The organism is Pseudomonas sp. NPDC089918 (assembly GCF_050280605.1).
Taxonomy (GTDB): Bacteria; Pseudomonadota; Gammaproteobacteria; order Pseudomonadales; family Pseudomonadaceae; genus Aquipseudomonas.
Genome location: NZ_JBNNVP010000003.1, coordinates 111,435 through 132,090, shown reverse-complemented (window position 1 = coordinate 132,090; position 20,656 = coordinate 111,435). Strand labels below are relative to the sequence as shown.

Genomic DNA, 20,656 nt, shown 5'->3' with positions numbered 1-20,656 from the left:
TTCCTCTTTGCTTGGCGTGCCCATGATAGAAAGCGAAGGGTTGAAACCTGCTTGATGGCGATCAAGAAAGGCAGATGGTTTGGGTCGGGTATTGGCACCATGAAGCCGAACGCCTGACCCTGTGGCGAGGGGGCTTGCCCCCGTTCGGCTGCGCAGCAGTCGCAAAATCTATGAATGCGGTATGCCTGATGAAATGTGATTGCGGGTTTTTGGGCTGCTGCGCAGCCCAACGGGGGCAAGCCCCCTCGCCACAGGTTGGCTAGTCGACCAACACTAGCGTCAGCCCTACAACGGCGGCCAACACCACCCCCCAGCTCACCATCAACCGCCGCCACAATCGCGGGGCATGGCGCATTTCCATAAAGCCATCGGCAATCAACCAGGCCTTGCCAACCGCCACCAGCAAAATGGCCACCGACAGCAGCCGCGTCGCGCCCATCTGTGCCAGCACCACCGTGCACACGCTTAACGTGGCCAGCGCTGCCCAGCAAACCAGCAAAAACCTGGAAGCCGACATCAGAACCTCCGTCAATTCAGAACGTAGACCAGCGGAAACAGCACCACCCAGATCAGATCGACCATGTGCCAATACAGCACACCCGATTCAAGCCCGCTGCGGTTGGCGGCGTTGTACAGGCCACGACGACAGCGCTCGGCCAGCCATCCGAGAATGACCATGCCGAGCAGTACATGGAGAAAATGAAAACCGGTGAGGATCCAGTAGAGGGTGAAAAACGTGTTGTGCTCCATGCCCAGCCCCGAGGCCAGCAAGTGTCGGTATTCCGTGAGTTTCAACACCACGTAGACACTGGCGGCGAGCAAGGCCGCTAGCAGGTAGACAGCGCCGTAGCGAGACCGGGAGCGCTTGATTTGCTCTTGAGCCAGCGCGGCGAACAGCCCCGCGGTGAGCAGGCTCAGGGTCATCGCCAGGCCGGTAGAGGTGTTGAGCAACAGACGGCTTTCACCGAACAGCTGCGGCTTGAGTGCCTGGGTCACGGCGAACACCAGAATCAGAATGGCGAACACCGACAGCTCGGCCAGAATGAAAAACCACATCGCCAGATCGCCCGGCAAGTGCCCCGGCGCAACGCGTCTGGCCTCAGCCGAAGTGGACATCAACCACGTCCATCAGCGCCGCAACCGTCAGCGGATCATCGCTCAGCGGCTCGGCCAGGCAGGCCATGCACGCCTCACGCGGGCTCATGCCGGAGCGGATCATTCGCGCGGTGAAGATCAGCAGCCGCGTCGAGGCGACTTCCTCCAGGTCATGTTGATCCAGCCTTCGCAGGGCCTGCCCCAGCCTGACCACTTGCGCCGCCAGCGCGCTGTCCACCTGCGCTTCCCGGGCGACAATGCGCTCTTCGTCGGCCACCGGCGGATAGCCGAAACGCATCGCCACGAAGCGTTGTCGGGTGCTGGGCTTCATGCCTTTGAGCAGGTTCTGGTAGCCGGGGTTGTACGACACCACCAGCATGAATGATGGCGGCGCCTGCAGCACTTCACCGGTGCGCTCCAGGAACAGCTCGCGACGATCATCGGCCAGCGGATGCAGTACGACCACGGTGTCCTGGCGCGCCTCGACCACTTCGTCCAGGTAACAAATACCACCTTCACGCACCGCGCGGGTCAGTGGCCCGTCCTGCCACCAAGTGCCCTGGGCACCGATCAAATGACGGCCGATCAGGTCGGCGGCGCTCAAATCATCATGGCAAGCCACGGTGTACAGCGGCAGTTTCAGCCGATGGGCCATGTGCTGGACGAAGCGGGTCTTGCCGCATCCCGTCGGGCCTTTGATCAGCACCGGCATGCCGTGTCGCCAGGCTTGCTCGAACAGCGCCTCCTCATTATTGAGCGGTTGATAGAAGGGTTCGCAAGACTGGATTCGGTCCATGGGCTGCCTGTTACAAAAGCGGATTCAAGCCACACGCTACGGGCCCCTGCGACAACCTGGCAAGTGACATGGCCAGCAAACTTGATCGCGGTCAAGCGAGCATTGGCCTGCTCGGGCATAGCCTTGCACGGCACTAAGAACCTGCGTTCTGCGCTGCCGTTTCAGCACATCGCAAAGGTCTTGCCTGAGGAGAAATGGAATGCTGATCAGCAATAGAAAAACGTTTGCTCTGACTGTCGCCACATTGTGTTCGGCGCTGGCCCTTGCGGTGACTCATGCGGCCCGGGCCGACGAGCCCGCTGCCGCTGCGGCCAGCCCGCTGATGGTCAAATCCGCCGGAGCGCCCGACATGAGTCAGGCCGAGTTCGACTCTTCCAAGGAAATTTACTTCCAGCGTTGCGCCGGCTGCCACGGTGTTCTGCGCAAAGGCGCCACCGGCAAACCACTGACACCGGACATCACCCAGTCCCGCGGGCAACCGTTTCTGGAGGCGTTGATTACCTACGGTTCACCGGCGGGCATGCCGAACTGGGGGACGTCCAATGCGCTGACCAAGGATCAGATCACGTCAATGGCCAAGTTCATTCAGCACACGCCGCCGACGCCACCTGAATGGGGCATGGCCGAGACGCTGAAAACCTGGAAAGTGCTGGTCAAGCCTGAGGACCGTCCGAAGAAGCAACTGAGCAAACTCAACCTGCCGAACCTGTTTTCGGTGACCTTGCGCGATGACGGCAAGATTGCCCTGATCGACGGTGACAGCAAGAAAATCGTCAAGCTGATCGAGACCGGTTACGCGGTACACATCTCGCGGATCTCCGCCTCCGGTCGCTACCTGCTAGTGATTGGTCGAGACGCGCGGATCGACATGATCGACCTGTGGCCGGTGGAGCCGACCAAGGTCGCCGAAGTCAAAGTGGGCATCGAGGCGCGCTCGGTGGAGACCTCCAAGTTCAAGGGCTACGAAGACAAGTACACCATCGCTGGCTCCTATTGGCCGCCGCAATTCACCATCATGGATGGCGAAACCCTGGAGCCCAAACAGATCGTCTCGACCCGTGGCATGACCGTCGACAAGCAGGAATATCACCCAGAACCTCGGGTCGCGGCGATTATCGCCTCCCACGAATGGCCGGAGTTCATCGTCAACGTCAAGGAAACCGGCAAGGTCATGCTGGTCAATTACCAGGACATCAAAAACCTCACCATCACCTACATCGATGCCGCGCCCTTCCTGCATGACGGCGGTTGGGACAGCACCCACCGCTACTTCATGACCGCCGCCAACAACTCCAACAAAGTCGCCGTGATCGACTCCAAAGATCGCAAGTTGGCAGCTTTGGTGGAGGTCGGCAAAACCCCTCACCCGGGGCGCGGCGCCAACTTCAACCATCCGACTTATGGGCCAGTCTGGGCCACCAGCCACCTCGGTGATGACGGCATTTCCCTGATCGGTACCGACCCGGTCAAACACCCGCAATTCGCCTGGAAACAGGTCGCCTCACTCAAGGGCCAGGGCGGCGGATCGCTGTTTATCAAAACCCACCCTGATTCCCGTCATCTGTATGTCGACACCACCCTCAACCCCGACGCCAAGCTGAGCCAGTCGGTAGCGGTGTTCAACATCGACAAACTCGACGCCGGCTACACCGTGCTGCCCATCGCCGAGTACGCCGGCATCAAGCAAGGCGCCATGCGGGTGGTACAGCCGGAATACAACAAGGCCGGCGATGAAGTCTGGTTCTCCGTGTGGAGCGGTCAGTCGGAGGAATCGGCGCTGGTAGTGATCGACGACAAAACGCTGAAGCTCAAATCAGTCATAAAGGACAAGCGACTGATCACCCCCACCGGAAAATTCAACGTCTACAACACCCAACACGACATCTATTGAGCTCCATCAATGCAAGGAATCCCCATGAAAAATACTCTGTTTTCACTGTTCGCCCTGACCGCTGCGCTGAGCGTGCAGCCGGCCATGGCCCAAGACGGCCAGGAGTTGTTCAAGAGCAAACCCTGCGCCGCTTGCCATTCCATCGACACCAAGCTGGTTGGCCCGGCGCTCAAGGATGTCGCGGCCAAGAACGCGGGCGTGGCCGGGGCCGTGGACACCCTGGCCAGCCACATCAAGAACGGCACGCAAGGCAACTGGGGCCCGATGCCAATGCCAGCCAACCCGGTGACGGATGAAGAAGCGAAGACACTTGCAACCTGGGTCCTGAGTCTCAAATAGCCAACTGGAGGGCGTCATGAAGGTTTATCGACACGCTGCGATTCTGGCGGCCCTCCTCCTCATTTGCGCAACTGCGGTTGCCGCGCCCGACGCCAAGCGTCAGGCACAACTCGAACACCTGCTGGCCCAGGACTGCGGCGCCTGCCACGGACTGCACATGACCGGCGGGCTGGGTCCCGACCTGACCCGCGCGACGCTGGCGGGCAAGTCCAGGGACAGCCTGATAGCCACCGTCAGCCAAGGCCGGCCCGGCACCGCGATGCCCGGTTGGGCCCCGCTGCTCAGCCCGGATGACATCCGTTGGCTGGTCGATCTTCTTCTCCAGGGATATCCCGCACCATGATCCGATCAACCCTGCTTTTAGCGGCGACCGGGCTGTTGTTGTCCGCCTGCGCTCAGTCACCCTTGCGCGGTACCGGCGATCTGGGCGTGGTGGTGGAGCGCGCCACCGGCAGCGTGCAAATCATCGAAAGCGACACCCGCACGGCACTGGTCCGACTCGAGGGTTTGGGCGATCTGTCCCATGCCTCGGTGGTGTTTTCCCGCGACCAGCGTTATGCCTATGTGTTCGGCCGCGACGGCGGGCTGAGCAAGATCGACCTGCTGACCCAACGCATCGATCAACGGGTGATACAGGGCGGCAACAGCATCGGCGGCGCGATCAGTCAGGACGGCAAACTCATCGCCGTGTCCAACTACGTGCCCGGCGGGGTCAAGGTCTTCGATGCCGAAACCCTGCAACTGGTGGCCGATATTCCGGCCACGCCCCTGGCCGATGGCAGCAAGCGCTCACGGGTGGTCGGCCTGGTCGATGCGCCCGGTCAGCGTTTTGTATTCAGCCTGTTCGATACCGGCGAGATCTGGACCGCCGATTTCAGTCAGGGCAACACGCCGCAAATCAGCCGTTTCACCGACATCGGCCAGCAACCCTACGACGCGTTGGTGACCCCGGATGGTCGCTATTACATGGCGGGACTGTTCGGCGAAGACGGCATGGCGCAACTCGACCTCTGGCACCCCGAGCGCGGTGTACAGCGAGTGCTCGGTGATTACGGACGCGGCCAGGCGAAATTGCCCGTCTACAAAATGCCGCATCTGGAGGGCTGGGCCGTCGCCGATCACCAGGCCTTCGTGCCCGCCGTCGGCCGTCACCAGGTGCTGGTGATGGATTCGCGCACGTGGAAGCAAACCGCTGCCATCCCGGTGGCTGGCCAACCGGTGTTCGTCACGTCGCGCCCGGACGGTCGGCAGCTGTGGGTCAATTTCGCCTACCCGGACAACGATCGGGTACAGGTCATCGACAGCGAAACCCATGCCGTGGTCGCCGATCTGCGGCCAGGGCCAGCGGTGCTGCACATGGAATTCACCGCCCGCGGCGATCAGCTGTGGCTGTCGTTACGCGATGGCGATCAGGTTCAGGTCTGGGACCCGTACAGCCTGAAGCAGCTGAACACCCTTCCCGCCACCGCGCCGAGCGGCATCTTCTTCAGCAGTCGCGCGCAAAAAATGGGCTATTGAAATGAACCTCGACCTGCTCAGCCGCCAACTGATCGACCGCTTCCAGCACGGCATGCCGCTGTGCGCGGAGCCTTACAAGGAGATGGCGCGGATTCTCGGTTGTCGCGTGGCCCAGGTGATGACTTGCCTGGAAGAAATGGATCAGGCCGGCACCCTCTCACGGATCGGCCCGGTGTTCGAACACAGCCGCGCCGGGGCCAGCACCCTCGCCGCCCTCGCCGTGCCCGCCGAACGCTTGCAACAGGTCGCCGAGCACGTCAGCCAGTATCCCGAGGTCAACCATAACTACGCGCGGGAGCATTTCTACAACCTGTGGTTTGTGCTGACCGGTCCTGATCGCCAACACATCGAACGCGTTCTCGAACAACTTGAGAAAGACACCGGCCTCATGCCGCTGGATCTGCCGATGTTGACCGCTTACCGCATCGACCTCGGTTTTGCCCTGGGAGAAAGCTCATGAAGCCGGGGTTGAATCCCAAACAGGCACTGGCGCTGCGTCGGCATCTGGAAGGCGGATTGCCGCTGGTATCGCGCCCCTACCTGGCCCTCGCCGAACGGATAGACGCCGACGAAAACCAGGTACTCGCGCAAATGCACCAGTGGCACGAGCAAGGGCTGTTTCGCCGGGTCGGCCTGGTGCTCAACCATCGCGCGCTGGGTTTTACCGCCAACGCCATGCTGGTACTGGATGTTCCGGACGCGCTGATCGACGAAGTCGGCCAGCGCCTGGGCCGGGCGCACGGCATAACCCTCTGCTACCAACGGCCGCGGCGCCTGCCGCAGTGGCGCTACAACCTCTTTTGCATGGTTCATGGGCGCCAACGTGAGCGGGTCGAAGCGCAGATCCAGGCGTTACTGGAAAAACACCTGCTGAGCGACCTGCCCCACCAACTGCTGTTCAGCACTCACGCGTTCAAACAGTGCGGCGGACGCTTTACCCCCTCACCAACCGGAGCCCCCACCCATGGATGACCTCGACCGTCGGCTGATCAACCGCCTGCAACTGGGCCTGCCGCTGGTGCGCCACCCGTGGCAGGCACTGGCCACCGAACTGGAGAGCAGCAGTACCGAACTGCTCGACCGCCTCCATGAATTGCTGGAAGACGGCATGCTCACGCGCTTCGGCCCGATGTTCGACATCGAACGCCTCGGCGGCGCCTTCACCCTTGCCGCATTGGCGGTGCCGGAGGAGCGTTTCGAAGACGTCGCCGAGCAACTGCAGGCCCTGCCTGAAGTGGCGCACAACTACCGACGCGAACACGCCTGGAACATGTGGTTTGTGCTCGGTTGCCCGACCGAACAAGGTATCGCCGAGACCCTGCAGCACATCGAAACCCTGACCGGCCTGCCGCTGCTCAACTTGCCCAAAGAGGAGACGTACCATGTCGGTCTGTACTTCCCGGTCTGAAGCCACCCTGGCTCGGCATCTGATCGAGCTGACCCAGGCCGGCCTGCCGCTGCTGGACGACCCGTGGGCCTGGCTCGCCGAACAGCTGGAGCTGAGCATCGAATCCACCCTGGATTTGCTCAAGCGCTTGCAGGCCGAGGGCGCCATCCGGCGCATCGCCGCCGTCCCCAACCACTATCGCCTGGGTTATCGCTACAACGGCATGACGGTCTGGGATGTGCGCGACACGGACATGCCGCGCCTCGGCGCACTGATCGGTGCGCAGCCCTTCGTCAGCCACTGCTATCGGCGCCCGCGACGAACCGCGTGGCGCTACAACCTGTTCGCCATGGTCCACGGCCGCAGCCGCGAGGAAATCGACAGCTACCGCGAACACCTGCGCTACTTGCTGGGCGACGCCTGCGCCGCCGACGAGATGCTGGTGAGCAGCCGCATCCTGAAGAAAACCGGTTTGCGGCTATCGCCAGTGCCACGCTGAACACGTGCTTGTTCAAGGAGATTTGCATGTTGAGGATCAGCCAATACCTGCGTGCCCTGACCGGCCAGGCGCCTGCCCCCAGAACCAGCCCACCGGGCAGCAACCGGCCGCCGGTGGTGATCTGGAACCTGCTCAGGCGCTGCAACCTGACCTGCAAACACTGCTACGCCACTTCTGCCGACAGCGTCTTTCGCGACGAACTGGATACGCCCGCCGCACTGACCGTGATCGACGACCTGCACGACGCCGGGGTGAAGGTGCTGATTCTTTCCGGCGGCGAACCGCTGTTGCGCGACGATCTGTTTGTGCTCAGCGCCTACGCCCGCACCAAGGGTTTCTTTGTGGCGTTGTCCACCAACGGCACGCTGATCAATGAGCAGAACATCGCGCAGATCCGCGCGGCGAATTTCGACTATGTCGGGATCAGCATTGATGGCCTGGAAGCCACCCATGATGCGTTCCGCCAACTCAAGGGCAGCTTCGCCAGTTCCATGCGGGCGATCCGTCTCTGTCGTGAGCAGGGTATTCGCGTCGGCCTGCGCACCACCCTGACCCAAGAGAACCATCAACAATTGCCCCAATTACTGGCGCTGATGCGCGAGTACGACGTGCAGAAGTTTTATCTGTCGCACCTCAACTACAGCGGTCGCGGCAAACGCAGCCGCAAGCTCGACGCCCGGCAGCAGATGAGCCGCGAAGCGATGACACTGATCTTCGAACAGGCCTGGGAAGACATCGAGCAGGGTCGCGACAGCGATTTTGTCAGCGGCAACAACGACGCCGACGCGATTCTCTTGCTGCAATGGGTGGGCCTGCATCTGCCCGAACATTACCCGCGCCTGGAACACATGCTCCGGGCCTGGGGCGGCAACGCGTCGGGCAGCGGCATCGCCAACATCGACAACACCGGCGAAGTGCATCCCGACACCTACTGGTGGCAGCACTCGGTGGGCAACGTCCGGCACACGCCGTTCCGCACGCTCTGGCTGGACCGGCCGGACGCCTTGTTGCAGCAGCTGCGCGCGCATCCTCGCGCCGTCGGTGGCCGTTGTGGCCAATGCCGCTGGTTGAACATCTGCAACGGCAATACCCGCACCCGTGCCTGGGCCGAAGGCGACCTCTGGGGCCAGGACCCCGGTTGTCACCTCAGTGATGAAGAAATCGGTATGCCGCCATTAATCACCATCCCTTGCGTCATGCACTGAAGCACCCGCCTGGCGAGCCATCTGGCAAAGGATGGGGCCGGCCAACCTGATGAAGAACCAAGGACGTCCCATGCACCCATCGATTGTTTTACCGGCCGCACTTGCGTCCCCGTTCAGACCGGGCGAAGTGGCCCTGGTCGGCGCCGGCCCCGGTGATCCACGCTTGCTGACCCTGCGTGCCTGGAGCCTGTTGATGCAGGCCGACGCCGTGGTTTACGACCGCCTGATCAGCCCCGAGCTGCTGACGTTGATCCCCCTCACTTGCGCCCGGCATTACGTCGGCAAGGCCAGCGGCTGCCATAGCCTGCCCCAGGAACAGATCAACGAACTGCTCGCCGACCTCGCCGATTCGGGGCAGCGCGTGGTCCGGCTCAAGGGAGGCGACCCGTTCATATTCGGCCGTGGCGCCGAGGAGCTGGAGTATCTGCTGCAACGCAACATTGACTGCCAGGTGGTCCCGGGCATCACCGCCGCTTCCGGGTGCAGCGCTTATGCCGGCATTCCGCTGACCCACCGGGATCTGGTCAACTCCTGCCGCTTCATTACCGGGCATTTGCAGCGCGATGGTGAGTTGCAATTGCCCTGGAGCAGCCTCGCCGACAGCAGCCAGACCCTGGTGTTTTACATGGGGTTATCGAACCTCGGGATTATTGCCCAGCGCCTGATCGAGGCCGGAATGGCCGCCGAGACACCGGCGGCGCTGATCAGCAATGGCACGCGTCCCGACCAGCACGTCGCCCGAGGCATGCTGCACCAGTTGCCGACCCTGGCGCTGGATTGCCCACCGGGCATTCCGACGCTGACGGTGATCGGCAAAGTGGTCGATCTGTTCGCTGCCCAACAGCAGGAATACCCGGCGCGCTTTTACTCCGTTCCCGTGTTGCAACGCCACGGCAAGGTGGCGATATGAGGCGCATGCTGCTTGCCCCATTGTTATGGATCGGTGCAGCCCATGCCGGTGCAGCGCTTCCATCCTCCGACGCGGCCGCCGACCTCTACCAACAACATTGCCAGCGCTGCCATGGCGCCAACCGTTTAGGCGGTACGGGGCCGGCCTTGCTGCCGGAGAGTCTGAGCCGGATCAAACCCGATGAAATCCGCAGTGTCATCCAGAATGGTCGCCCCGCGAGTCAGATGACCGGGTATGCCAATGTGTTCAGCCCGGCACAGATCGACGCGCTGGTGGATTACCTTCAGCAACCACCCGCCACCCCGCCCACCTGGAATAACGACGACATTAGCGGCAGTCATTCCATCCTCGCCGACATCAGTAAACTGCCCGACACGCCCCAGCATGGCGCCGATCCGCTGAACCTGTTTGTGGTAGTGGAAGCCGGCGACCACCACATCAACATCCTCGACGGCGATCGCTTCGAAGTGCTGGCACGGTTTGCTTCGCACTTTGCGGTGCATGGCGGGCCGAAGTTCTCGCCGGATGGACGCTTCGTCTACGTCGCCTCACGGGATGGCTGGGTCAGCCTGTACGACCTGCACAACCTGAAGCTGATCGCCGAGGTCCGCGCCGGGCTCAACACCCGCAACCTGGCGGTGAGCAAGGATGGCCGCTGGGTGCTGGTGGGCAATTATCTGCCGGGCAATCTGGTGGTGCTCGATGCCCGCGATCTGTCGCTGGTCAAAACCATCCCCGCAATCGGCCAGGACGGCACCGCGTCACGGGTCAGCGCGGTCTACACCGCCCCGCCACGGGACAGTTTCATCGTGGCGCTCAAGGATGTGAAGGAAGTCTGGGAGTTGTCGAGCGCCGGTACACCGGACTTCGTACCACGACGCATCCAGGCCGAGGATGTGCTGGACGACTTTTCCTTTTCACCGGACTACAAGCAACTGCTGGCCACGTCGCGCAAGGCCAAGGGCGGTCAGGTGATCGACCTCGACAGTGGCAAGGTGGTCACCGACATACCGCTGCCGGGCATGCCGCATCTTGGGTCGGGGACCTACTGGAAACGCAACGGTGAGTGGGTGTTCGCCACGCCGAACATCAGCAAGGGGCTGATCTCGGTCATCGACTTCAAAACCTGGAAACTGATCAAGGAAATTCCGACCCTGGGGCCGGGTTTCTTCATGCGCAGTCATGTCAACTCGCGGTATGCCTGGACCGACGTGTTCTTCGGGCCGGACAACGATGCGATCCACCTGATTGACAAACAGACTCTGGAAATCGCCCACACCTTGCGCCCGATGCCCGGCAAGACGGCTGCCCACGTTGAGTTCACTCGCGATGGCCGCTACTTGTTGCTGAGCGTCTGGGCCAGCGATGGCGCGCTGATTGTGTATGACAGTAATACCCTTGAAGAGATCAAGCGACTGCCGATGAACAAGCCGTCGGGTAAGTACAACGTGGGGAACAAGATTGAGTTTGTGGAGGGGACTTCGCATTAGGGCTTGGGCTTGGGCTTGGGCTTGGGCTTGGGCTTGGGTTTGGGTTTGGGTTTGGGTTTGGGTTTGGGTTTGGGTTTGGGTTTGGGTTTGGGTGTATATCCGTTTCTGCGGTAACGGCTGCTATTGGTTCCGCTCTTACAGCGGGTTACTTGGAAAAGCGCCAAGTAACCAAGCGCTTTTGCCCCTGTCGTTCGGTGGGCCCGCCGCCATCGGCCATCCATGGCCGGGGGCGGCTAACCCGGCATCCATGCCGGGTTGCCCACTACGCAGAACCTCCACTCGTCCTCTCGAGGGGGCGAGTACCGCAAAAGCACCGCGAGGCGGCCTACCGGCCGGCCTGCGTCCTCAACACCTGCGCGTACACCTGATCGTTCCCACGCTCCGCGTGGGAATGCATCCCGTGACGCTCCGCGTCACCAGTGCGCAGGACTCAAGTCTTGCGTCGCGAGCGGAACGCGGAGCGTCCCCGGCGGCATTCCCACGCAGAGCGTGGGAACGATCAGTGTGGGAACGACTCCTGTTGCTTTGGCTTTGGCTTTGGCTTTTGATCTTGATCTGCCCCGTCGGAAGGCCGAGCGCAGGTTCTGCGCAGTGGGCACCGCGGCAAGGATGCCGCGGTAGCCGCCCCCGGCCATGGATGGCCGATGGCGGCGGGCCCACGGAGCAGGACCGGAGCGAGGGTACCCTGAGCCTAGGCGAAGGGCCGTACGTCAGGGGCGAAAGCGTTTTGGTTACTTTGGCGCTTTTCCAAAGTGACCCGCCGTAAGGGCGGAACCCTAAGCAGCCGTTATCGCAGAAACGGATATGTACGCCGAGCTCACCCATCACCCCAACGTATAACCGTTATCAACCTTCCAATCCTGCCCATAGACACCCCGGGCGCCTTGGGACAGTTGAAAAATAATCACATTGGCCACCGCCGACGCATCGAGGAAATGACCGGGCAGCAGACGTTTGCCCAAGGTATCAGCGACGTCATCGAGCTCACCGTCGCTCAACCCCAGGTTGTCCCACATCGAGGTCGCGGTCGGCCCTGGCGAGACCAGATTGATGCGCACGTCATACCGCGCAAACTCCACCGCCAATGTGCGTGCCTGAGCCACCAGCGCGGCCTTGCTGGCGATGCAGGCAGCCAGACCGGGAAAGCTCGAACCGATCAGGAAACTACCGACAAACACCACCGAAGCCGGGCTCGCCAACTCACCGCGCAACGCCGCCAGGGTGTTCAACGCCCCGGCACCGTTGACCGCCCATTGGCGCTGGAAGGCCGGCATGTCCAGGCTGTCGGCCATTTCGGCAATGCCCGCGTTGGGCACCAGATAATCCACCCGCCCCAGCGCCGCAGCCCTCCGGGCCAACCCTTGCAAGTCTTCCTCGCACGTGACGTCCCCGGCACACCATTGCAGCCGTTCACCGTAGATCTGCTGCAAGGCTGGCAAATCACCGGCAGTGCGTGACATCGCCAGCACCTTGACCCCACGCGGCAACAGCGCGGCGCACAACGCCAGGCCAATCCCGGAGCTGGCACCGGTGATCACCGCCAGACGATCCTGAAACTCGGTTTGCATCATGTTCTCCTGGGCATCGTTAATGCCAAGCACTGGGGACGTTGTGAGCCCCTATCTTTGAACAGACGCAGAAATACTGACTTGACGGCGATCACTTTTCTCGATGGCTCGCCAATCAATGAGTCGAGTGCGACATCGCTGGCTGCTGAAGCACCGCCTGATCGATCTCGCTGAACCGCAGCACACGACCGCCCTGGTCGGCGGCCAGTTTTTCCGCAGCCTGCTGACTGGAGAAGGACGCCAACACCACACCCATTGCCCCCTTGAGTTGGGTGCCGACCACGTAAAACGCATCCTTGGCATCGATCAGATGGGAATCATTGGGTGCATTCCACGGGCTGCGGCCCATGTCGTGGACATACAACCGAGCCTCGCCATGATGATTTTCCGGTTGCAGCCACCAACCGATCATCTCCGCCGTGGAGCAGAATTTCTTGATGCCACTGCGCTCGACCACTTCGCCCTTGGGCCCGGGGAAGCCGTCGATGATCATGCCGCAAACATGGCATTCATCACTGGGATGGAAGGCAGCGGCGGCGTCGCTGTAGGTGGCTTGCACGGGTTTGTCACAGGCCGCCAGCAGCAGACAAACCATCAGGCCCGCCACGGCGCGTATCGTCGTCGAACAAAGATTACTCATCGTCAGATGCTCCAAAAACCAGGGTGTGAATTCATGTCGCCCGTCGACGGAACAGCAACCAGGCCAAGCCCAAAGGCACCGCCACCCACAGCAACAGGCACAACCAGAGCATCGAGCCCGGTACAGGCAAATCGCTGCCCAGGGTCAGTACACCAGCACTGCCGGCGCCGGGCTCGAAACCGGAGAGATTGATCAGGCGATAGACATCGGCGGGGTTGAGTAGCAGTAACCAGGGCAATACTTTCGGGTTGAACTGCCCTTCGCTGAGCACCAGCAGTGCCAACAACGCCAGGTCGAACACCAGCACGAAGAAGAACCACACCCCCAGCGCCAACCCGGCGGCCGTGGATTTCTCGGCAGACACACTGCTCAGCACATAGGCCAGCCCTAGAAAGCCCCAACCCAGTAACGTCGACGACAGCATGAATCGTCCAAACGCCCAGAGCAGCAGGTTCAGTTCGACGTCCTCCACCAGCACCGCAATCGCGAGCATCGCGCAGCCGAAACCGATGAGGGTCGCCAGCGCCAGGATCAATCCGTGGCCGACGAACTTGCCAAGCAGAATATGCCCGCGCCCCAGCGGATAGGTCAGCAACAGCAGCAACGTGCCGCTTTCGTCTTCGCCGACAATGGCGTCATAGGCCAGCAGCAAGGCAATCAGCGGCATCAGGAACGTCGCCAGGCTGGCCAGGCTGGCGATGGTGGCGGGCACTGAAGTGAAGCCCAATTGCCCGGAAGCCGCCGCCCCCAACCAGGCGATGCCGGTCGCCAACACGGCGAACAACAGGCTGATCGCCAACAACCAGCGGTTGCGCAAACCGTCATTGAATTCCTTGCGGGCCATGTTCCAGATCGGGTTCATACGGTCTCTCCACTGGGGGTCGCACCGGCCCGGCCCATGTAATAGCGGTAGATGTCCTCCAGGGACGGTGGGTCGATTTCCACGTCGGCCGGCTCGTGTTCATTGAGTAATTGGCGCAACAGGTCCAATTTGTTGCCATTGAGCGCTGCCACTTCAAGGCCCTCCACGCCCCAGCGCTGAGTGACATGCCCGGCGTTGTTCCAGGATCGCTGCAACGGCCCGGCGTGCTTGAGCCCGTTGGCGCGAATCAGCGTCGGCAACCCGGCTTCCTCGCGCAAACTGCGCAGACTGCCGAGGGCCAGCAGGCGCCCCTGGGTCAGAATCGCGGCACGGTTGATATGCGCCTCGACCCCCGGCAATACGTGGGAACAGAGAATGATGCTGGTGCCCTGGCTGCGCAGCCGGTCGAGTAACCGATAGAGGTCTTGAGTGGCGATCGGATCGAGGCCGACGGTCGGTTCGTCGAGCAGCAATAAACGCGGCTCGCCGAGCAAGGCTTGCGCCAGTCCCAGGCGCTGGCGCATGCCTTTGGAATAGGTCTTGACCCGTCGATGCGCCGCGCCCGCCAGGCCGACCTCCTCCAGCAGCACGTCCACCTGCGCGGGCGCTGCGCCTTTGAGTCGGGCGAAATGCCGCAAGGTCTCCAGGCCGCTCATCTGCGGATAGAAGGTCACGTTCTCCGGCAAATAGCCCAGTAAACGCCGAACCTGCGGATCACTGGGCGTGCGGCCGAACACCCTGACCTGCCCTTCACTGGCCTGAAGCAGACCGAGCACCAGTTTCATGCTGGTGGTCTTGCCCGCGCCGTTGTGCCCGAACAAGCCCAGCACTTCGCCTTCGCCCAGGCTCAGGTTCAATTGATGCAACACGGTGGTGTACCCATAGCGCTGGCTGACGCCTTCCATGTCGATGACGTTCATGCGGTGGGCTCCTGGGTCAGGGGTTGGGTGGTGGGATTCATCAGCGGATGGCTGTCCAGGACACCCGGCGATTTCATCACCGGAAAGGCCCGTTGCACCCAGCGCAGCAATTCAATCCCGGGGCTGTTCATCAACAGCCGCACTTGCGGGTATAGCCACAGCAGGCGGTCGACGTTGTCGTTGGGTTCATAGGCGATATCGCCCAGGCCATCGTTGTTGCGATCCCAGCCCAGGTAATCGCTCCAGTAATTGCCCCGACCATCCGCCGACCATTCCTGCAAGCGGGTGGCGACGTATTTGACCTGCCGTTGGTTGCCGACAAAGGCGTTGTCGGCGATGCGGTTGTCTTCGGAACCGGCGGTGAGGTGAATGCCCACGGCGCTGTGCTCGAAGTGGTTGTGTTCGATGCTGTTGAACAGCGAGTTGTAGATGAACAACGCCTTGCCCTCGGCGCCGCTGATCATGCTGTCGCCGGTCGAGCCGTCGCGCACGTCCGTGACGAAGTTATCGCGCAAGGTTGAATAGGTGATGTAGTTCATCAGGATGCCGTAGTTCTGATCCTGTTCGGAGCGGTTGCCAATCACCGTGAGCTTGCGGCTTTGCATCAGGGCGTAGCCGGTGCGGGTGCGGCGGGTGGTATTGCCGATCAGCCGGTTGTCGTTGGCGAACATGTAATGCACGCCGTAACGCAGGTCTTCCAGGGTATTGCCCTGCAGCAGGTTGCCGTTGGAGGTGTCGATGTAGATGCCATCGCGGGTGTCGCGCACCTGGTTGCCGATGACCCGGGCGCCATGCACGGCATACAGATGAATGCCGTTGCCGCGATCCTGGGAGCGCAGCGCCGGATCCCCCTGAATGCGGTTGTCGATCAGGCTCACATCCTGAGTGCCATCGACCCAGATACCGAAACCCTTACCCTGTAGGCGATTGCCTTTTATCACCGCACCATGGGCCTTGGGCTGGATAAATACCGCTGCATTCATGACGGTGAGGTCGTGCCCCCAGTCCAAAAACGTGCAGCCCTCAATGCCGACATCCGGCGCACTGATGATCAAGCCGTTGCCCTGCCCCTCGCCCTGAAATACCGCGCCCGGCTCGCAGACAATCTGCATCGGTTGATCGACGCTGAACGAGCCACGGTATTCCCCGGCCGGCAGGTGCCAGCGTTGATCGGCGTCCACCGTCAACGGCAACGTGGTGACGGGTTGCACCGCCAGCGCACTGCCGGACATCAGCAGGAGCGCAAGCGCAATGACCTTCACCGGGTTTCCCTTGCTATCAGTCATTGCTTCGCTCCTGTCGATGGGCAACGGTCAGGCCTTCTCGACCTTCATGCGACCGACCATTTCCATGTGCAGCGCATGGCAGAACCAGCTGCAGTAGTACCAATGCAGGCCAGCCTTGTCGGCGATGAAGGTGATCGATGAAGTCTGCTGCGGGCTGATCTCCATGCTGACGCCATGGTTGGTCATCACGAAGCCGTGGGTCACGTCTTCAATCTGGTCGATGTTGGTGATGGTCACCGTGACCTCGTTGCCCTGTTTGACGGTGAACTCCGGCAGGCCGTAGGCCGGGGCCATCGAGGTCATGTAGACGCGGACTTTGTTACCGTCACGGATGACCTTGTTGTCGGTCTCCAGCTTGATCCCGTCCTTCGCGGCGATGACCACGGTTTCGGCAAAAAACGGGTCGTTGCGGTCCCAGATCTTCTTGGTCTTGATCTGGTCGCGGCGGGCCATGACGCAGTCGTGGGGTTCGGCAAAGGCCGGGCCGTCGTGCACCAGTTTCATTTCCTCGCCGGAGATATCGATCAACTGATCGTTTTCCGGGTGCAACGGGCCGGTCGGCAGGAAGCGGTCCTTGGAAAACTTGCTGAGCACCATCAGCCATTGGCCGTCGGCCTCACTGGTTTCGGTCAGCGAGGCGTGGTTGTGGCCCGGCTGATACTGCACATCGAGTTTCTGCTTGATGTAGTTGACCTTCTCGCCGGTGTAGGCGCGAATGGCTTCTTCCACGTTCCACTTCACCACCTGACTGTCGATAAACAGCGTGGTGTAGGCATTGCCGCGGCCGTCGAAAGTGGTGTGCAGCGGGCCCAGACCGAGCTCGGGCTCACCGACCACCACGTCTCGCGGGTCCTTGAATTTGTCGTCGAACAGATCGTCAAGCTTGGCGATGGCAATGATGGTGCAAGTCGGCGAAAGCTTGCCGTTGGCAATGAAGTACTTGCCATCGGGCGAGGTATTGAGGCCGTGGGGGTTCTTCGGCGTCGGGATGTAACGGGTGAACGCGCTGTCCTTGCCTTCGGTTTTACGACCGTCGACCACCGGCACTTTCGAGCCGTCGAGGGTGATGAACTTGCCGGCCTTGATCGCCGCTTCGATGCGCGGGATGTTGAACACCACCACCCAGTCGCGCTCATTGCGCATCATGCCGCCCAGGTCGTAGGCTTTCTCCGAGTTGTAGCAGGTCGACGCCGCATATTTACCGGTGTAGTCGGCGTCGGTGTTGTCCAGGTTGCCGTCGACGATGACCTGGAACGCCATCTCCATTTTCTCGGCATCGATGGCGTTGAACAGGGTGTAGCTGTTCTTGTCTTGCAGGTCGAAGGTGCTGCCGTCATTGGGGTGCGGAATCACGAATTCGGCATTGGCGAACACGTACTTGGTGTGCGGCACTTTCTGCAGGCGCAACCCGTGAACAGCCTGAACATTGGGCACGGTGAGCATCTTGTCGCACTTCATGATGTCCAGGCGGATACGCGCGACGCGGCTGTTGGCCTTGTCGTTGATGAACAGGTATTTGCCGTCGTACTTGCCGTCGGTCATCGACAAATGCGGGTGGTGGCAGTCGCCATTCTGGAAATGCGCGCTGTCGCCCATGATCCGTTTGCTTTCGTTGGTCAGGCCCCAACCGGTGGCGGAATCGACGTTGAACACCGGAACACGCAACAACTCGCGCATTGACGGAATGCCCATGATCCGCACTTCACCTTGATGGCCACCGCTCCAGAAACCGTAGTACTGATCCAGTTCGCCCGGCCCGACGTGGGTTTTCAGTTGCGCGTCCTTGGCCGCTGCTGCCCAGGTCTCACGGGTGAACACCGCGCCACCAATGGCCGTGGCACCGGCCAGTACCGCACCGGTCACCGCGCTGGTGCCCAGGAAGCCGCGACGGCTGAGGCCGGTCGGTTCCGGCACTTCAGTGGTTTTCTTGGACTCTGTGTCGTTCATCAGGTGTTTTCCTTGAAGGGATAAAAACGGTCACTGCGGACAGGCGCTCGTGGGGTTCATTCCAGAGCGGTCACTTCCACGACAGGTATCAGTTGCACAGGAGCGGGTGCCGCTTTGTCGCGCTTCCTGCGCTTGTTGATCAGCGGCGGGCATTTGTTGTCGTTCTGGTACGTCATCTGGCAATCGAGGCAGTAGTGGCACTCGTTGGCGTTGATCCGGCCATCAGGATGAATCGCCTGGATTTCGCATTCCTTGGCGCACAGTTGGCAGGGCGTGCCGCACTCCTTGCGGCGTTTGAGCCAGTCGAACAGGCGAAATTTGCTCGGAATCGCCAGCGCCGCACCCAACGGGCAGATGTAGCGGCAATAGACTTTGCGCGTGAAGAGGTTGATGACCAGCAGCGCCACCGCGTAGAGCACGAACCACCACTGGCGGTCGAACCTGAGGGTGATGGCGGTCTTGAACGGTTCCACCTCGGCGAACAGTTCGGCGGTGGACATCGACTCCAGGGAGATGCCGAACAGCAGCAGCAAAATGATGTATTTGATCGCCCATAAGCGTTCATGCACTGCGAAGGGCAATTCGTACTGGGGGATTTTCAGCTTGCGCGCGGCTTCGTTGATCAGCTCTTGCAAGGCGCCGAACGGGCACAGCCAGCCGCAGAACACGCCACGGCCCCACAGCAGAATGCTCGCGGCGGTGAAGACCCAGAGCATGAAGATCAGCGGATCGGTGAGAAACAGCTCCCAGCGAAAGTGATCGAACAGCGCATGGGCGAAGGTCAGGACATTGACCACCGACAGCTGCCCCAGGGCATACCAACCCAGAAAGACCACGGTAAAGAGCAAGTAACCACGACGCAGCCAGTGCAGAAAGCGTGGCCGGCGGGTGAATTTGTCTTGCAGGAACAGGATGGCCGTCAGCAGCAACAACGCGCTTGCGAGGACGGCGATCTGGAAGTGTTTCTGGTACCAGATGTTCAACCACATCGGCCGGCTGGCTTCCTCGATGGCCGCCCGTTCTTCGGCACTGGGCGCAGGTCGCTCAAGGTAGGGTTCGGGCAGTTGATAAGGCAGTTCGAAGCTGCTGAAGGTGCCGCTGACCGGTCCCGTCTGACGCCGCACCAGGAGCTCCAGGGACCAAGGCGATCCCGGATCGAAACCGGCCGGTTTGCGCACAATGAACACCGACATTTCAGTGAACTCGGGCATGCCCTTGGCAAATACGTCGGAGAGCCGCTGATGGTCCATGTCGCGAAAGCTGATGACGTTGCCGAACTGGCGCAATTGCACCCGATCGAAAATCCCGCCGCGCACATAACCCGAGCCTTTATAGGAAAACAGCCCACGCCCCAGCACCACGATGGCCTGTTCGCCGGGTTTAAGTTCCTGCATGAGGAAGCGATATTGATTGTCGCCCAGCAGCGCACGGCCAATGGTCGGTGGATTCAAGTCGGCGGTGTACAGCTCGATAAAAGTGTCATCGACTTGATCCGGGCCGGCGTTGTCGACGCCTTCGGCGTCGGTGCCCTTGAAGGCGGCATCGACCTGCCCACGGGTCAGGTTCAACCGGCGAATGGCGCCGTTACCGGTCAGTTGCTCCCAGGTGGCGGGCTCGTAAAAATCCTGGCGCACGGTGGCGGGCTTGTTCACCACCCCGCCCCTGTCCTCGATCAGCTTCAACGATACGGCCACTTCATGGGCGGCACGCATGATGACCTCATTGACCACCATGGCGGTGACGGTTGCGCCGGCGATGGCATCCACGGTGACCGCGCTCGGGTCGCTGGAATGCCCGACGACTACCCGCTGGCTGACCTTGATCCCTTTGTATCGGGCGCTGAAACCGTGGAGTTTTTCTTCGGGGATGCCGATCAGCAGAATCGGTTCGTGGTGCTCCAGCACATAGGCGTCCTGAATCACCCCGACGGTGTCGAGGATCACCTGGGTGTTGATGGGTTTGCCCGAGTAGGCCGGAATGTCCACCACATCCAGGCTCTGGAACACGTACCCGATGACCTTGCCGGCCGCGGACAGCGTGCGCACCTTGAACGTGCCTTCGGCTGCGGACACAGAATCGGTTTGCGGGAAAACCTTCTCGATGCGCTGCTGCTCGATGTCGCCGTATGACTTGGCCTGCACCGTCGCGAACGCGGCGATCATCAGCAAGACCATCACCGCCAGCCCGACGCTCCAGATGCGCGGATTGCCAGGTGTCGAAGGCTGATGGCTTGTCATGAGCACGCTGATTTCAAAGGGGCTTGCGGCCATGTTAGGGAGCGTTGGGTGCCTCGCCCTTGATTG

The 20,656-nt window shown here is 61.5% G+C and carries 21 protein-coding genes; 11 read left to right on the top strand and 10 right to left on the bottom strand.

Annotated features, from left to right (window positions below; genetic code table 11):
* Positions 1 to 259: 259 nt before the first annotated feature.
* From ACQKPC_RS03410 to ACQKPC_RS03400, 3 genes are read right to left on the bottom strand one after another with little or no spacing between them, the layout of a single operon-like run.
* Entirely contained in the window at positions 260 to 517 is a 258-nt protein-coding gene (locus tag ACQKPC_RS03410; protein ID WP_427623112.1) for a cytochrome C oxidase subunit IV family protein, read from the bottom strand.
* A gap of 11 nt (positions 518 to 528) precedes the next feature.
* On the bottom strand, positions 529 to 1,116 hold the full coding sequence (locus ACQKPC_RS03405; RefSeq protein ID WP_427623111.1) for a cytochrome c oxidase subunit 3: 588 nt from the start codon (positions 1,114 to 1,116) through the stop codon (positions 529 to 531).
* Positions 1,100 to 1,891 carry a CbbQ/NirQ/NorQ/GpvN family protein gene (locus ACQKPC_RS03400; RefSeq protein WP_038982739.1) on the bottom strand — a complete coding sequence of 264 codons (792 nt, stop codon included), beginning with the start codon at positions 1,889 to 1,891 and terminating at the stop codon, positions 1,100 to 1,102. The genes ACQKPC_RS03405 and ACQKPC_RS03400 overlap by 17 nt, the downstream gene beginning before the upstream one ends.
* Before the next feature lie 199 nt (positions 1,892 to 2,090).
* Between ACQKPC_RS03400 and ACQKPC_RS03395 the strand changes: the two genes are divergently transcribed.
* From ACQKPC_RS03395 to ACQKPC_RS03345, 11 genes are all read left to right on the top strand, one after another.
* Positions 2,091 to 3,782 carry a cytochrome D1 domain-containing protein gene (locus tag ACQKPC_RS03395; RefSeq protein WP_427623110.1) on the top strand — a complete coding sequence of 564 codons (1,692 nt, stop codon included), beginning with the start codon at positions 2,091 to 2,093 and terminating at the stop codon, positions 3,780 to 3,782.
* 24 nt (positions 3,783 to 3,806) lie between these two features.
* Positions 3,807 to 4,121: a c-type cytochrome gene (locus ACQKPC_RS03390; RefSeq protein ID WP_063340230.1), complete on the top strand. Its 315-nt coding sequence runs from the start codon at positions 3,807 to 3,809 to the stop codon at positions 4,119 to 4,121.
* Positions 4,122 to 4,137: 16 nt separating this feature from the next.
* The gene (locus ACQKPC_RS03385) at positions 4,138 to 4,464 is read left to right on the top strand and encodes a c-type cytochrome (protein ID WP_237885510.1); all 327 of its coding nucleotides are present in this window, start codon (positions 4,138 to 4,140) and stop codon (positions 4,462 to 4,464) included.
* Positions 4,461 to 5,639: a cytochrome D1 domain-containing protein gene (locus ACQKPC_RS03380; protein WP_427623109.1), complete on the top strand. Its 1,179-nt coding sequence runs from the start codon at positions 4,461 to 4,463 to the stop codon at positions 5,637 to 5,639. Before ACQKPC_RS03385 ends, ACQKPC_RS03380 begins: the two co-directional genes overlap by 4 nt.
* Before the next feature lies 1 nt (position 5,640).
* The gene (locus tag ACQKPC_RS03375; RefSeq protein WP_427623108.1) at positions 5,641 to 6,099 is read left to right on the top strand and encodes an Lrp/AsnC family transcriptional regulator; all 459 of its coding nucleotides are present in this window, start codon (positions 5,641 to 5,643) and stop codon (positions 6,097 to 6,099) included.
* Positions 6,096 to 6,611 carry an AsnC family protein gene (locus ACQKPC_RS03370; RefSeq protein WP_427623107.1) on the top strand — a complete coding sequence of 172 codons (516 nt, stop codon included), beginning with the start codon at positions 6,096 to 6,098 and terminating at the stop codon, positions 6,609 to 6,611. Before ACQKPC_RS03375 ends, ACQKPC_RS03370 begins: the two co-directional genes overlap by 4 nt.
* A complete protein-coding gene (locus ACQKPC_RS03365; protein ID WP_427623106.1) occupies positions 6,604 to 7,047 on the top strand; it encodes an Lrp/AsnC family transcriptional regulator in 444 nt (147 codons plus the stop codon). Before ACQKPC_RS03370 ends, ACQKPC_RS03365 begins: the two co-directional genes overlap by 8 nt.
* Positions 7,022 to 7,525, top strand: coding sequence for a nitrite reductase (locus ACQKPC_RS03360; protein WP_427623105.1), 504 nt, complete (start codon positions 7,022 to 7,024; stop codon positions 7,523 to 7,525). The genes ACQKPC_RS03365 and ACQKPC_RS03360 overlap by 26 nt, the downstream gene beginning before the upstream one ends.
* 26 nt (positions 7,526 to 7,551) lie before the next feature.
* Positions 7,552 to 8,730: a heme d1 biosynthesis radical SAM protein NirJ gene (gene nirJ / locus ACQKPC_RS03355; RefSeq protein ID WP_427623104.1), complete on the top strand. Its 1,179-nt coding sequence runs from the start codon at positions 7,552 to 7,554 to the stop codon at positions 8,728 to 8,730.
* 70 nt (positions 8,731 to 8,800) lie between these two features.
* Positions 8,801 to 9,640 carry a uroporphyrinogen-III C-methyltransferase gene (cobA, locus tag ACQKPC_RS03350; protein WP_427623103.1) on the top strand — a complete coding sequence of 280 codons (840 nt, stop codon included), beginning with the start codon at positions 8,801 to 8,803 and terminating at the stop codon, positions 9,638 to 9,640.
* Entirely contained in the window at positions 9,637 to 11,130 is a 1,494-nt protein-coding gene (locus ACQKPC_RS03345; protein ID WP_427623102.1) for a cytochrome D1 domain-containing protein, read from the top strand. Before cobA ends, ACQKPC_RS03345 begins: the two co-directional genes overlap by 4 nt.
* A gap of 824 nt (positions 11,131 to 11,954) precedes the next feature.
* Here the strand turns inward: ACQKPC_RS03345 and ACQKPC_RS03340 are convergent.
* From ACQKPC_RS03340 to nosR, 7 genes are all read right to left on the bottom strand, one after another.
* The gene (locus tag ACQKPC_RS03340) at positions 11,955 to 12,698 is read right to left on the bottom strand and encodes an SDR family NAD(P)-dependent oxidoreductase (protein ID WP_427623101.1); all 744 of its coding nucleotides are present in this window, start codon (positions 12,696 to 12,698) and stop codon (positions 11,955 to 11,957) included.
* A gap of 115 nt (positions 12,699 to 12,813) precedes the next feature.
* Positions 12,814 to 13,338 (bottom strand): nitrous oxide reductase accessory protein NosL, encoded by a 525-nt coding sequence (locus ACQKPC_RS03335; protein WP_427623100.1) that lies wholly within the window; start codon positions 13,336 to 13,338, stop codon positions 12,814 to 12,816.
* 31 nt (positions 13,339 to 13,369) lie between these two features.
* A complete protein-coding gene (locus ACQKPC_RS03330; RefSeq protein ID WP_063340241.1) occupies positions 13,370 to 14,200 on the bottom strand; it encodes an ABC transporter permease in 831 nt (276 codons plus the stop codon).
* Entirely contained in the window at positions 14,197 to 15,120 is a 924-nt protein-coding gene (locus ACQKPC_RS03325; RefSeq protein ID WP_427623099.1) for an ABC transporter ATP-binding protein, read from the bottom strand. The genes ACQKPC_RS03330 and ACQKPC_RS03325 overlap by 4 nt, the downstream gene beginning before the upstream one ends.
* Positions 15,117 to 16,406 carry a nitrous oxide reductase family maturation protein NosD gene (locus ACQKPC_RS03320; RefSeq protein WP_427623098.1) on the bottom strand — a complete coding sequence of 430 codons (1,290 nt, stop codon included), beginning with the start codon at positions 16,404 to 16,406 and terminating at the stop codon, positions 15,117 to 15,119. Before ACQKPC_RS03320 ends, ACQKPC_RS03325 begins: the two co-directional genes overlap by 4 nt.
* Positions 16,407 to 16,433: 27 nt before the next feature.
* Positions 16,434 to 18,356 (bottom strand): TAT-dependent nitrous-oxide reductase, encoded by a 1,923-nt coding sequence (nosZ, locus tag ACQKPC_RS03315; RefSeq protein WP_427623215.1) that lies wholly within the window; start codon positions 18,354 to 18,356, stop codon positions 16,434 to 16,436.
* A gap of 53 nt (positions 18,357 to 18,409) precedes the next feature.
* Complete coding sequence (nosR, locus tag ACQKPC_RS03310) at positions 18,410 to 20,590, bottom strand: transcriptional regulator NosR (RefSeq protein ID WP_427623097.1); 2,181 nt, start codon at positions 20,588 to 20,590, stop codon at positions 18,410 to 18,412.
* Between the last annotated feature and the right edge of the window lie 66 nt (positions 20,591 to 20,656).